The 12,089-nt window shown below is 65.7% G+C and carries 12 protein-coding genes and 1 pseudogene; 10 read left to right on the top strand and 3 right to left on the bottom strand.

Annotation, left to right across the window (positions count from 1 at the left end; all coding sequences use genetic code 11):
* Positions 1-243 precede the first annotated feature (243 nt).
* The 7 genes and pseudogenes from OM977_RS08830 to OM977_RS08860 form a co-directional block, all read left to right on the top strand.
* Positions 244-1,590: an ABC transporter substrate-binding protein gene (locus tag OM977_RS08830; protein ID WP_264357107.1), complete on the top strand. Its 1,347-nt coding sequence runs from the start codon at positions 244-246 to the stop codon at positions 1,588-1,590.
* A 26-nt stretch (positions 1,591-1,616) separates the two neighbouring features.
* Positions 1,617-2,585, top strand: coding sequence for a carbohydrate ABC transporter permease (locus OM977_RS08835; protein WP_264357108.1), 969 nt, complete (start codon positions 1,617-1,619; stop codon positions 2,583-2,585).
* Positions 2,582-3,502, top strand: coding sequence for a carbohydrate ABC transporter permease (locus tag OM977_RS08840; RefSeq protein ID WP_264357109.1), 921 nt, complete (start codon positions 2,582-2,584; stop codon positions 3,500-3,502). The genes OM977_RS08835 and OM977_RS08840 overlap by 4 nt, the downstream gene beginning before the upstream one ends.
* Positions 3,503-3,557: 55 nt before the next feature.
* Positions 3,558-4,619, top strand: coding sequence for an NAD(P)-dependent alcohol dehydrogenase (locus OM977_RS08845; protein WP_264357110.1), 1,062 nt, complete (start codon positions 3,558-3,560; stop codon positions 4,617-4,619).
* A gap of 106 nt (positions 4,620-4,725) precedes the next feature.
* Positions 4,726-5,739: a carbohydrate kinase family protein gene (locus tag OM977_RS08850; RefSeq protein ID WP_264357111.1), complete on the top strand. Its 1,014-nt coding sequence runs from the start codon at positions 4,726-4,728 to the stop codon at positions 5,737-5,739.
* A 6-nt stretch (positions 5,740-5,745) separates the two neighbouring features.
* Positions 5,746-5,883, top strand: a complete 138-nt coding sequence (locus tag OM977_RS08855) for a hypothetical protein (RefSeq protein WP_264357516.1) — start codon at positions 5,746-5,748, stop codon at positions 5,881-5,883.
* 3 nt (positions 5,884-5,886) lie between these two features.
* Positions 5,887-6,092 (top strand): annotated as a pseudogene (locus tag OM977_RS08860) (xylulose kinase); the annotation flags it as partial.
* Between the two features lie 26 nt (positions 6,093-6,118).
* Here OM977_RS08860 and OM977_RS08865 read toward each other — a convergent pair.
* The 3 genes from OM977_RS08865 to OM977_RS08875 are packed head-to-tail and all read right to left on the bottom strand — an operon-like array spanning position 6,119 to position 8,132.
* Entirely contained in the window at positions 6,119-6,310 is a 192-nt protein-coding gene (locus tag OM977_RS08865) for a hypothetical protein (protein ID WP_264357112.1), read from the bottom strand.
* Positions 6,311-6,327: 17 nt separating this feature from the next.
* Positions 6,328-7,095, bottom strand: a complete 768-nt coding sequence (locus tag OM977_RS08870; RefSeq protein WP_264357113.1) for an SDR family NAD(P)-dependent oxidoreductase — start codon at positions 7,093-7,095, stop codon at positions 6,328-6,330.
* A gap of 26 nt (positions 7,096-7,121) precedes the next feature.
* A complete protein-coding gene (locus OM977_RS08875) occupies positions 7,122-8,132 on the bottom strand; it encodes a LacI family DNA-binding transcriptional regulator (protein WP_264357114.1) in 1,011 nt (336 codons plus the stop codon).
* A 262-nt stretch (positions 8,133-8,394) separates the two neighbouring features.
* Between OM977_RS08875 and OM977_RS08880 the strand changes: the two genes are divergently transcribed.
* The 3 genes from OM977_RS08880 to OM977_RS08890 are packed head-to-tail and all read left to right on the top strand — an operon-like array spanning position 8,395 to position 12,054.
* Positions 8,395-9,939, top strand: coding sequence for a sugar ABC transporter ATP-binding protein (locus tag OM977_RS08880; RefSeq protein WP_264357115.1), 1,545 nt, complete (start codon positions 8,395-8,397; stop codon positions 9,937-9,939).
* Positions 9,936-10,979 carry an ABC transporter permease gene (locus OM977_RS08885; RefSeq protein ID WP_264357116.1) on the top strand — a complete coding sequence of 348 codons (1,044 nt, stop codon included), beginning with the start codon at positions 9,936-9,938 and terminating at the stop codon, positions 10,977-10,979. Before OM977_RS08880 ends, OM977_RS08885 begins: the two co-directional genes overlap by 4 nt.
* Positions 10,972-12,054 carry an ABC transporter permease gene (locus tag OM977_RS08890; RefSeq protein WP_264357117.1) on the top strand — a complete coding sequence of 361 codons (1,083 nt, stop codon included), beginning with the start codon at positions 10,972-10,974 and terminating at the stop codon, positions 12,052-12,054. The genes OM977_RS08885 and OM977_RS08890 overlap by 8 nt, the downstream gene beginning before the upstream one ends.
* Positions 12,055-12,089: the final 35 nt, after the last annotated feature.

Here is a 12,089-nt window from a genome sequence, read left to right on the forward strand (position 1 = left end):
GGAGACGGCCTCCAAAGCGCTTTCCCCTAGGTTAGCGCCTGCCATGCCGCCCGCGCAGGAAAATTAGTATCAGAAATCCGCAAGCACCGTGCTAGTTGTGGCCTATCCCACAGGCCTAATCTTGAGGAACACCAGCGCGGCAGGCGGGCATTCAACCCCCGTCCCGCACGCGGATCCGCACCCCCGACACGGCAGTCGGACTGCAGCCCGCATTGCACCCCCGAAGAACAAAGGAGTCCTTTCATGCGCGCAAAAACACGTGCCGCCGCGATGGCGGCGGGCGCCCTCTGCGTGGCCCTCAGCGCCTCGGCCTGTGCCGGAGCCGGCGGAGGAAATTCCGCAGGAGACCCGAACAGCATCAACGTCCTGATGGTCAACAACCCCCAGATGGAGGATCTGCAGCGGCTCACCGCGGACAACTTCACCAAGGAGACCGGCATCAGGGTCAACTACACCATCCTTCCCGAGAACGACGTCCGGGCCAAGATCAGCCAGGAGTTCTCCAGCCAGGCCGGGCAGTACGACGTCGCGTCGTTGTCCAACTACGAGATTCCCTTCTATTCCGCGAACGGCTGGCTGGCGCCGCTGGACAACGTTGCCAAGGATGCCGAGTTCAACCAAGCGGACATCCTGCCGGCCTACACGGCATCCCTCACCGGCGAGGACGGCAAGCTCTACGGCGAACCGTTCTACGGGGAGTCCTCCTTCCTGATGTACCGCAAGGACATCCTGGATGCCAAGGGCTTGAGCATGCCGGAGAAGCCCACCTGGGACGAGGTTGCAACGATCGCGGCCGCGGCCGACGGCGCTGCGCCCGGCATGAAGGGCATCTGCCTTCGCGGCCAGCCCGGCTGGGGTCAGGTCTTTGCCCCGCTGACCACCGTCGTCAACACCTTCGGCGGAACCTGGTTCGACAAGGACTGGAACGCACAGGTCAACGCACCGGAATTCACCGCCGCAGTCGAGTTCTACACCAAACTGGTCCGCGAGCACGGCGAAGCAGGCGCCGCCCAGGCCGGTTTCACTGAATGCCTGAACAACATGAGCCAAAGCAAAGTGGCCATGTGGTACGACGCCACGTCGGCGGCCGGCGCTCTGGAAGCCGACGCGTCACCTGTGAAGGGGAAGATCGGTTACGCCCAGGCCCCAGTGAAGGAAACCAAGTCCTCCGGCTGGTTGTGGACCTGGTCCTGGGCTGTGCAGGCGGCCTCGAAGAAGCAGGACGCTGCTGGAAAGTTCATCGCCTGGGCCAGTTCGAGCGAATACGAAAAACTGGTCGCCTCCAAGCTCGGCTGGGCGAAGGTTCCCTCGGGCAAGCGCATCTCCACCTACGAGAACGCCGAGTTCCAGAAAGCGGCTCCGTTCTTCGAGGCCGAACGCTTCGCCATTGAGAACGCTGACCCGAAGAACCCCGGCGCCCAGGAACGTCCCGCCGTCGGTATCCAGTTTGTCGGCATCCCTGAGTTCGCTGCCCTGGGCACCAACGTCTCCCAGGGCGTCAGCTCCGTGATCGCCGGCCAGGGCACCCTGGCCGACGCACTGGCCAAGGGCCAGGAAGCCGCACAAAAAGTCGGCAATAAGTACAAGTAGCAACAACCGAACCGCAGGAGAACATCATGACAACCGCAACGGCGCGCATCTCCCGCCAAGGGACCAGGGCCGCCAAACCTACCAAGAACGCGCAAGCGCGGGAACGCGCCCTGGCCTGGGCACGGCGTGCACCGCTGCTTCCAGCCCTGATCTTCCTCATTATCGTCACCCAGCTTCCGTTCGTGGTGACGCTGATCATCTCGTTCCTGAACTGGAACAGCCTCAGCCCTGACAAGACCGCCTTCGCCGGCTTAGACAACTACGTCACGGTCCTCACGGACCCGGACCTGCGCCAGGCAATTTTCACCACGATCATCCTCACCGTCTCCGTGGTCCTGGCCAGCCTGGTCATCGGCCTCGGCCTGGCACTGCTCCTGGACAAGAAGTTCATTGGCCGGGGGCTGGCCCGGACGCTGCTGATCGCCCCATTCCTGGTGGTGCCGGTAGCCGCGGCCCTCATCTGGAAGCACGCCCTGCTCAACCCCACCTATGGGCTGATCAACGGCATTCTGACCTGGCTCTGGTCCCTCTTCGGCAGCGCCACGGCGCCCCAGCTGGACCTGCTGTCCCAGGCCCCCATGATGGCCGTCATCGTCTCGCTCGTCTGGCAGTGGACGCCGTTCATGATGCTTATCCTGCTCGCGGGTCTGCAGTCCCGTCCCATGGACACCGTGGAAGCGGCCCAGATGGACGGGGCCACACCCTGGGCCATCTTCCGGCACCTCACCCTGCCGCACCTGCGCCAGTACCTGGAACTCGGCGGCCTGCTCGGAGCCATCTACATCGTGCAGAACTTCGACTCCGTCTTCACCCTTACCGCGGGCGGCCTGGGCACGGCGAACCTGCCCTATGCCATCTACCAGACGTTCTACTTCGCCAACGAATACGGCCTGGCATCCGCCGCCGGCGTCGTGGTGGTCATCGGCACCATCATCGTGGCCACCTTCGCACTCCGCACCGTATTCTCGCTCTTCAAGAAGGAGGAAGCTCGATGAGCACGCTCACCCCCGCCGAGCCCCAGGCATCAGTTCCCGGCCCGACCGCCCTCAATAATGCCGGACCACGACGCCGAGGCAAGTCGCGCATGGACCCGACCCGCAACAACACCGCAGCCGGGATCGCGGCATGGTTGCTGGCCTTGCTGTTCGCCACTCCCGTCCTCTGGATGATCCTCACCTCGTTCCACTCAGAAAATGACGCGGCCACCAACCCGCCCTCCATCGCCGCCAACCTCACCTTGGACGCGTACAAGGAGTTCTTCGGGGAGAGTTCCGGGGTCAGCCCCTGGCCATCGCTGATTAACTCCGCCACCGCGTCGATCCTGTCCACCGTGCTGGTCCTGGTGCTGGCCATCCCGGCGGCGTATGCCCTTTCCATCCGGCCGGTGAAGAAGTGGACCGACGTGATGTTCTTCTTCCTCTCCACGAAAATGATGCCCGTGGTGGCCGCGATCCTGCCGCTCTACCTGTTCGCCAGAACCGTTGGCGCCCTCGACAACATCTGGTTCTTGATCCTGATGTACACCTCGATGAACCTGCCCATCGCCGTGTGGATGATGCGCTCCTTCCTCGCCGAAGTGCCGGTGGAAATGCTGGAGGCTTCCCAGATTGACGGCGCGGGCCTGCTCCTGACGCTCCGGAAAGTCGTGGCCCCCGTGGCGATGCCCGGCATCGCTGCGACCGCCCTGATCTGCTTCATTTTCAGCTGGAACGAACTGCTCCTGGCCCGGGTACTCACCGGGGTTGTGGCCGGGACCGCCCCCGTCTTCCTCACCGGGTTCGTCTCCGGACAGGGCCTGTTCCTCGCGAAAGTCTGCGCAGCAGCCGTTGTCATCTCCCTGCCGGTGCTGGTGGCCGGATTCGCCGCCCAGGACAAGCTCGTCCAGGGCCTCTCGCTCGGCGCCGTCAAGTAGCTCGGCGCCGTTATATAGCCTTCCAATCCCCTTCGATTCCAGAGGATAGATTCACATGACAGCATCTACCATCCAGTCCCAGACGCTGGGACGGCCGGAGCTCCCGGCCACCATGCGGGCCGCCGTCCTGAAGCGCCAGGGCGACATGGCCATGGAAACCCTGCCCGTCCCGCAGCTGGAGGCCGACCAGGTCCTGGTGCAGGTCGCTGCCGTCGGCGTTTGCGGCAGCGACGTGCACTACTACGAGCACGGGCGGATCGGCGACTACGTCGTGGACCACCCGCTGATCCTCGGCCACGAACTCTCCGGCCGGATCGCCGCCGTCGGCAGCGCTGTGGACTCCGCCCGCATCGGCAAGCGGGTCGCCGTCGAACCCCAGCGTCCCTGCCGCAAATGCAAGCAGTGCAAGGCCGGCCGCTACAACCTGTGCCCGGACATCGAGTTCTACGCCACGCCGCCGATCGACGGCGCCTTCGCCGAATACGTGACCATCCAGGGCGACTTTGCCTACGACATTCCGGACAGTGTCAGCGGCGAGGCAGCAGCCCTCATCGAGCCGCTCTCCGTGGGGCTCTGGGCCTGCGAGCGCGCCGGCATCAAGCCGGGCAGCCGGGTGCTCATTGCCGGGGCCGGACCGATCGGCATCATCGCCGCCCAGGCTGCCCGCGCGTTCGGTGCAACGGAAATCTACATCTCCGACATCGCCGAAGACCGGCTGGAGTTTGCGCTTAAACACGGTGCGACCCGCGCCCTGAATGCCCGGACCGACAGCGTGGAGGGCCTGGAAGTGGATGCGTTTATCGACGCCTCCGGCGCCGCGCAGGCTGTGCGCTCCGGCATCAAGGCCGTGGGGCCCGCCGGAAAGGTGATCCTGGTGGGACTCGGAGCGGACGACGTCGAACTGCCCGTTTCGTTTATCCAGAACCGGGAAATCTGGCTCTCCGGTGTTTTCCGGTACACCAACACCTGGCCGCTGGCCATCCAGCTGATCGCGGACGGGAAAGTGGACCTGGACATCCTGGTGACCGGCAAGTTCAATTTGTCCGAGTCCGAGGCGGCGCTGAAGGCGGGCAAGCAGCCCGGTCAGCTGAAGGCCGTTGTTTACCCGGGGCGCTGATTCACGTCAGTGATGCCGGGCGACGGCAGGCTTGTCCTGCACGCCGCCGCCCGGCGGACAGAACCTTTCCCTGCCCTGACCGGGCACATACTGCAAGGAAGCAGCCATGCCAGCTATTGAACCCAGCTCCGAAGCCCGCTCCGAAGCCCGCTCCGGTGCTCCGGACACGGCCCTGACGGTGATCGGCGAATCCCTCGTCGACATCATCAGCGACCCGCACCGGCCGTCGGCGGTCCAGGCCTATCGGGGCGGAAGCCCTCTCAACGTGGCGGTGGGGGCGGCGCGCCTGGGCCTGCGGACCACCTTGGTGACCCACTTCGCCGGAGACCCGTACGGGCTGTTAATTGAAGATCACCTGGCATCGAACGGCGTCAGTGTGATCAACGGCGGAAATACGCCCACATCAACGGCAATCGCCACGCTGGGACCGGATGGTGCCGCCGAGTACACCTTCGCCATCACATGGGAAATCAATGGCGGGGCCCTGCCTGCCCTCGCCGCCGTCGAAGCTTCCACCCACGTCCACGCAGGGTCGATCGCCACCGTGCTGCCTCCCGGCAATCAGGCCGCGCTTGTCCTGGTGGAGGCCGGCCGGGAGCACGCGACCATCAGTTATGACCCAAACTGCCGGCCAGCGATCAGCCCGGACGCGGCCGCGGCGCGCAGGCAGGCCGAGCGCTTCGTCGCCGCGAGTGACATCGTCAAGGCCAGCGACGAGGACCTCGCGTGGCTCTACCCGGACCGGTCACCGGATGAAACACTGCAGGCCTGGCTGGACCTGGGGCCGGCCATCGTGGCCCTGACGCGCGGAGCTTACGGCCCGGTCATCCTCTCCGCTGCAGGGCGGGTGGAGATGGCAGCCGAACCCATTACCGTGGCTGACACGGTGGGTGCAGGCGATTCGTTCATGGCCGGGCTCATCTCCGGACTCGCTCAACTCGGGGCGCTCGGCTCCGGAGGCAGGCATCGGCTGCAGACCCTGACCCTGGATCAACTTCATGTCCTCGCCGCCTACGCCAACCGCGCCGCCGGAATCACCTGCTCCCGGCAGGGCGCAAATCCACCGCGGGCGGCCGAACTCGGCCCGCTGCCCGCCCCATCACCTGCCCAGGAGCGCTGACACAGCATGCAGACCCTCAGTAACGCCACGGTGGCCTCGTTACCGGCAGCCCTCTCCGTGCCCCGCTACGACCGCTCCGGCCTGACCGCCGGCATCGTCCACTTCGGCGTGGGTGGTTTCCACCGCGCCCACCAGGCCATGTAGGGCCTGAATGACGTCGTCGTTTCCATCGGCACCTCGGGCACCGTGTTCGCCGTCGCCGACGGCCCGTCGCGGATCCTTCCGGGCTGGTCGCCGCTTTTTTCGACACGAAAGGCTACTTCCTGCCGCTGGCCTGCACGCTGAACGCCTCCCGGGTACTGGACGCCACCGCCCGCGTGCTCGGGGTCGATCATCCCGAGCTGTCGCGTCTGCTGGAGGATCGTGGCAGTCACCGGTGTCAGGAGTCCGGGTCGAGGTGCACCGAGAGGCCCGTGATCTCGTCGTTCTCGTTGGTTTCAATGTGCAGCTCGTCCGTGTCGGCGCACCCGCCCGCCTCGGCGCGCGCGACGAAACGCTTGAGATCCCCGAAGGTCGCAGGGCGCCCGTTGGGTCCGGAAAACTCGATGTCCAGTTTCAGTCCGATAGCCATGGCAGACAGTATGGCAGTCAGAAGAGCTCGACGCCGGTCAGTTCAGCAAGCCGGTCCACGAGCCGGTCCTGGAATCCCTGGTCGAGAGCCGCGGGGGCGGGCGCGCGGCGTTTCCGGTGGTACCAGTAGCCGCCGCTGACAGTCGCCGCCGGATCGTTGCTGGTGGCCAGCCATGTCTGGGTGAGGTGCCCCATCACCAGGTCGTCCGGCGCGCCGGGGCCGCCCATCTTGGTGGGGACCCATCCGGGGTCGACGGCATGGCTCTGTACCTCGGGCCAGCGGCGCGCGATCGCCAGGGCCAGGGTGGCGACGTGGAGTTTGCTCTCGGAGTAGGCCTGGCCGGCGTTCCAGCCCCGCTGGGTCCAGTCGATGTCATCCAGGGAGCCACCGCCGGCCCGGTGCATGCCGCTGCTGAGGTAGATCAGTCGGTCCGGACGGTGGATCAGTGCGGTGAGCAGGTAGGGCGCCAGCGTGTTCACGGCCAGGGTCCGGGCGTGCCCCTCCGCCGTCGGGGCCCGGGCAGGCTCCAGATACACGCCGGCGTTATGGATGACTGCATCCATTCTGCCGAAGCCGTTGACCTGGCCGGCGAGCCCGCGGGTTTCCGCCGCGCTGCTGAGATCGCCAACGACGACGCCCGCGGCCCGTGAGGCCAGATCTGCGAGGGCGTCCGCCCGCTCAGCTGACCGAGCATGGAGCAGGACGTCGTGGCCCTCGTCCAGGAGGGTGCGTGCCGCGGCCCGGCCGAGCCCGTCGGCTGAGCCTGTGATGAAGATACGTGCCACCGCGTGGTCCCTCCGTCAGTGCGCCGTCAGCCCGCGGTGGACGCCCGGACCACCAGCTCAGGAGGAAAGACTATCTGGGTCGGCACGAATCCTGCTTCGGCGCTTGCTTCCCGGAGCAGCAATTCCAGGGCGGTGGAACCAATCAAGGCGCTCGGCTGCCGGATGGAAGACATCGGGACCACCGCTGCGGCCGCGAACTCGATGTCGTCGTAGCCGATGAGCGCGATCTCCTTCGGCACCTGCACGTCTCCCATCAGCATCAGGCCCTGAAGCACGCCCATCGCCAGCAGATCGTTGGCCGCGAAGATCGCGTCGGGACGCATCCCTGCGGGCCGGAGCCTGATGGCCTCGCCTGCTGCCCGGCCGGACAGCACGGTTAGGGACTCGGTCTCGACCACTTCCAGGGTTGCTTCGGACACCTGCTGGGTCGCCTTCCGTGCACCGGAGAGCCGGTCTGCGACCTGACGGATACCCGACGGGCCGCCGACAAAGGCGATCCGCCGCCGGCCAAGCGAGAGCAGATGCGCAGCAGCCATCTCGCCGCCTGCCAGGTCATCCACCGCCACGGAGGAAAAGCTCAAGTTTTCCGTCTGCCGGTCGACGAGGACCGTGGGGATCCCTCGTCCGCGCAGCTGTTCCAGCCGCGGAAGCACGTTACCGACGGGGGACAGCAACACTCCGCGGACGCGCTGCTGCTCAAACAGATCCAGGTACGCCCCTTCCCGGCCCGCGTCTTCATTGCTGTTGCCGACCAGGACGGTGAAATGCTCGGCGGCCGCCCTGTCCTCCGCACCACGGGCCAGCTCCGTGAAGAAGGGGTTGCCGGCATCCAGGACCACGAGGCCGATACTGTGGCTCATGCCGGCGCGAAGCTGCCGCGCCGCATCGTTGCGGACGAAGCCGAGCTTTTCGATCGCGGCCTGCACGCGGGACATGACATCCGCCGACACCTTCTCCGGCCGGTTCAAGACATTGGAAACCGTTCCGACGGAGACCCCGGCCAGGGCCGCCACGTCTTTGACGCTGGCTGAAACCATCTGCTGACTCCTGATTGCGGGACTCGCCGCGCTGCCGGCCGGCGGCGGTGCTTTCCCAAGTGGTGCCCTCAGGATACCCGTAGGGCGCCCGATTTGAACCCTTTCAATGAAACGAATCAAAAGGCGCGGCCCGCAAATGCTGCGGGCTCTTGACGCGAAGAGCGGGGGGCGCTTATGCTTCAAATCACAACCTGTATGAAACGATTCATTATGCAGTTCACTTCATGTGCGATTCATTCAGCCCCAAAGGTGCGGTTAATCTATGCAGCAGACCTACAGCCCTCCGTCCGGCCCCTTAGGGGACGGACTCCGGCCGGTACTCTCTCTCCACCACGCGGCCAAGACCTTCGGGCCGGTGGTCGCCCTGGCCGACGGGACCATCGAAATTCAGGCCGGCGAAATCCATGCCCTGGTCGGCGAAAACGGTGCCGGCAAGTCCACCCTGGTCAAGATCCTGGCTGGCCTGCACCACCCGGATTCGGGCGATTTTCAGGTCGGCGGAACGAGCGTCCAGTTCCGCAGCGTTGGTGATAGCAAGGCCGCTGGAATTTCAGTTATTTACCAGGAGCCCACGCTCTTTCCGGATCTGACCGTCGCGGAGAACATTTTCATCGGCCGCCAGCCCAAGGGTCGGTTCGGCTTAATCAGCAAGGCCAGCATGGTCCGGGAGGCCAGCACGCTCTTCGAACGGCTCGGCGTCCCCATCGATCCCACACGGATTGCAGAAGGCCTGTCCATCGCCGACCAGCAGATCATCGAAATCGCCAAAGCCATTTCGCTGGACGCCAAAGTACTCGTCATGGACGAGCCCACGGCCGCCCTCAGCGGGGTGGAGGTGGACCGGCTCTTTGCCGTCGCCCGCAGCCTCCGGGACAAAGGAACCGGCATCCTGTTCATTTCGCACCGCTTTGACGAGGTCTTCGGCCTGTGCGACCGGATCACGGTGATGCGGGACGGCCGGTACATTTCCACACACCACACCGCCGCTGTGACCGTCGAGCAGATAGTGCGTGAGATGGTTGGCCGCGATATCGGGGCCCTGTTCCCCAAGACGGCGGCGGAAACCGGCGACGTTGTCCTGAAAGTCGACGCTCTCAGCCGTGCCGGCGTATTCCGGGACATCAGCTTCGAAGTCCGCGCCGGCGAGATCGTGGCGCTGGCCGGACTTGTCGGCGCCGGGCGCACCGAAGTGGCCCGTGCCATCTTCGGAATCGACCCCTACGACGCCGGCGACATCAGTTTCGAGGGCCGGAAGCTCAAGGCCAGGGACCCCCAGGCCGCCATCACCGCCGGAATGGGATTTGTCCCCGAGGACCGCCGCAAACAGGGCCTGGTCATGAACCTGTCCGTGGCCCGGAACGTGACCCTCACGCTTCGGAACAGACTGGCGACGGCGGGGCTGATCAACGGTGCCGCCGAGCGCCGGGCGGCGGAAGAGTGGAGCAAGCGGCTGCAGGTTAAGACCGGGTCGCAGGAACATGCAGTCTCAACGCTCTCCGGCGGCAACCAGCAAAAGGTGGTCCTCGCCAAATGGTTGGCCACCGACCCGCGGCTGCTCATCATCGACGAACCCACGCGCGGCATTGACGTAGGCACCAAGAGCGAGGTCCACCGGCTCATCTCCGACCTCGCCGGCCGCGGCATCGCGATCCTGATGATCTCTTCCGAGCTGCCCGAGGTTCTTGGCATGGCTGACCGGGTCCTGGTCATGCGGGAGGGCCGGATAACCGCCGAACTCGACCGGGCCGACGCCAATCCGGAAACCGTCATGCACGCCGCAACTTCGTCCGCAGGAGGTACGCCATGAGCTCCGCTCTGGATCACAGGGAAGTGACCACGCCGGCACCCGGCGCCGGCCGGGGCACGCTCGCCTCGGCGCTGCGGCTGCGGGAGTTGCCGGTGCTGATCGCGCTCGCCGTCCTCGTCCTGGTGACGTACCTGATTAACCCGCTGTTCCTCGCGCCCCAGGGCATAAAGGACCTGCTGCTCAATGCCACTATCATCATCATCCTGGCGGCCGGGCAGACCCTGCTGATCATCACCCGGAACATCGATCTCTCCGTAGGGTCCATGCTGGGCCTGGTGGCCTTCGGCACCGGGTCCATCTTCTCGAGCATGCCCGGCATCCCAATCATTGCTGTCTTCGTGATCGGCATGGCCTTCGGAGCGGTTCTTGGTGCCTTCAACGGGATGCTGGTGACCGTGGCCAAGGTCCCCGCCCTCGTCATCACCCTGGGGACGCTCTACGTATTCCGTGGCCTGAACAACGCGTGGGCCGGCGGCAAGCAGTTCTTCGCCGGTGACCGGCCGGACGCCTTCGGAGCCCTCTCGGTGGATACTGTGCTGGGTTTCCCGATTATCACGCTCCTGGCACTCGTCGTCGTGGTCGCCGTCGCCGTCTACATGTCCGGGACCCGCCCGGGTCGTGACCTGTACGCCATCGGCTCGGACCCGGACGCGGCAACGGCCTTCGGCATCAAGGTCTCCAAGCGCGTGTTCCTGGCCTTCCTCGCCAACGGGGCACTGGCAGGCCTGGCCGGCGTACTGTACGCCAGCCGCTTCAACTCCGTCGGCGCAACCACCGGCACCGGCATGGAACTGACAGTCGTTGCCGCCGCCGTCGTCGGCGGCGTGGCAATCTTCGGCGGCAGCGGATCGGTGGCCGGAGCGGCCCTCGGCGCGCTGCTTCTCACCACCATCACCAGTTCCCTGACCGCGCTGCGGGTCGACAAGTTCTGGCAGCAGGCCATCGTCGGCGTGCTGATCCTCGCGGCCATTATCATCGACCGCGTGGCAAGCCTGCGCACAGCCAAGAAACTGCGGATAAGCGAGGCCCGGAATGTCTGAAACCACGTCGCCCACCAGCACGGCACCAACTCCGGTGGCGGACAGCACCAAGCCGCTGGCCAGCGAACCCAAAGGCAAGACCGGCGCCGCACGGATCCTGACCAGCCGGGACGCCATCACGGTCTATGCCCTCGTGGCCTTCCTCCTCTATGCCGCCATCGCCATCCCGCGCTTCGCCTCGCCGGTCACCACCGGCTTCCTCCTGCTGGACGTCATCCCGGTGTTGCTGATCGCGATGCCCATGACGCTGATCATCGTCACCGGGGAAATAGACTTGTCCGTCGCCAGCACCGCCGGCCTGACCAGCGCCCTGATGGGTGTCCTCTGGGCCGGCGGAATGGATATCTGGCTGGTCCTGGCCATCAGCCTGCTGGCCGGAGTAGCGGCCGGGATGTTCAACGGCGTCCTGATCGCCGTCCTCGGACTGCCCTCACTCGCGGTCACCATCGGCACCCTGGCACTCTTCCGCGGCCTGGCCCTGGTGATTATCGGCGACAACGCGGTGGCCAACTTCCCGAAGCCACTGACAGCCTTCTTCACCTCCAAAATCGGTGGAACCGGCATTCCCACCGTGATGATCGGCGTCGTGCTGGTGATGATCTTCTTCGGGGTGCTGCTGCACTTCACGCCCTTCGGACGCGGGCTGTTCGCAATGGGCTACAGCAAGGAAGCCGCCGGATTCGTCGGGATCAATGTGGCGCGCAGCAAGTTCTGGCTCTACGTGGGATCAGGCACGGTTTCGGCCCTGGCCGGCATCTACTGGACATTGCGCTACACCAGCGCCCGCAGCGACAACGCCTCCGGCCTGGAACTGGCCGTCATCGCCGCCGTACTCCTTGGCGGCGTGTCGATCTTCGGCGGCAAGGGATCCATCCCCGGCGTCATCGCGGGGGTCCTGCTGATCGGGACACTCAATTACGCCCTGCGGCTGGCCCGGGTTTCCGACGTCGTCCTCATCACCGTCACGGGGCTGCTCCTCATCTTCTCCGTGGTTGCTCCAAGCATCGGGTCCGCAGTCAAGGAATGGCGGCACACCCGCCGTGTCCGCCGAAGCTTCAGCCAGACAACAAACTGACCGGCTGCCAACCGACCGACCACCACTCCAGACCC

The sequence above is a fragment of the Pseudarthrobacter sp. MM222 genome (assembly GCF_947090775.1).
GTDB lineage: Bacteria > Actinomycetota > Actinomycetes > Actinomycetales > Micrococcaceae > Arthrobacter.

Excerpts from the sequence above, each read along its gene's own strand:
- OM977_RS08830 (WP_264357107.1), top strand. The coding sequence starts at position 244 with ATGCGCGCAAAAACACGTGCCGCCGCGATGGCGGCGGGCGCCCTCTGC.
- OM977_RS08855 (WP_264357516.1), top strand. The coding sequence starts at position 5,746 with ATGCAGACCCTCAGTAACGCCACGGTGGCCTCGTTACCGGCAGCCCTC.
- OM977_RS08875 (WP_264357114.1), bottom strand. The coding sequence starts at position 8,132 with ATGGTTTCAGCCAGCGTCAAAGACGTGGCGGCCCTGGCCGGGGTCTCC.
- OM977_RS08865 (WP_264357112.1), bottom strand. The coding sequence starts at position 6,310 with ATGGCTATCGGACTGAAACTGGACATCGAGTTTTCCGGACCCAACGGG.
- OM977_RS08850 (WP_264357111.1), top strand. The coding sequence starts at position 4,726 with ATGCCAGCTATTGAACCCAGCTCCGAAGCCCGCTCCGAAGCCCGCTCC.
- OM977_RS08890 (WP_264357117.1), top strand. The coding sequence starts at position 10,972 with ATGTCTGAAACCACGTCGCCCACCAGCACGGCACCAACTCCGGTGGCG.
- OM977_RS08840 (WP_264357109.1), top strand. The coding sequence starts at position 2,582 with ATGAGCACGCTCACCCCCGCCGAGCCCCAGGCATCAGTTCCCGGCCCG.
- OM977_RS08885 (WP_264357116.1), top strand. The coding sequence starts at position 9,936 with ATGAGCTCCGCTCTGGATCACAGGGAAGTGACCACGCCGGCACCCGGC.
- OM977_RS08835 (WP_264357108.1), top strand. The coding sequence starts at position 1,617 with ATGACAACCGCAACGGCGCGCATCTCCCGCCAAGGGACCAGGGCCGCC.
- OM977_RS08845 (WP_264357110.1), top strand. The coding sequence starts at position 3,558 with ATGACAGCATCTACCATCCAGTCCCAGACGCTGGGACGGCCGGAGCTC.
- OM977_RS08880 (WP_264357115.1), top strand. The coding sequence starts at position 8,395 with ATGCAGCAGACCTACAGCCCTCCGTCCGGCCCCTTAGGGGACGGACTC.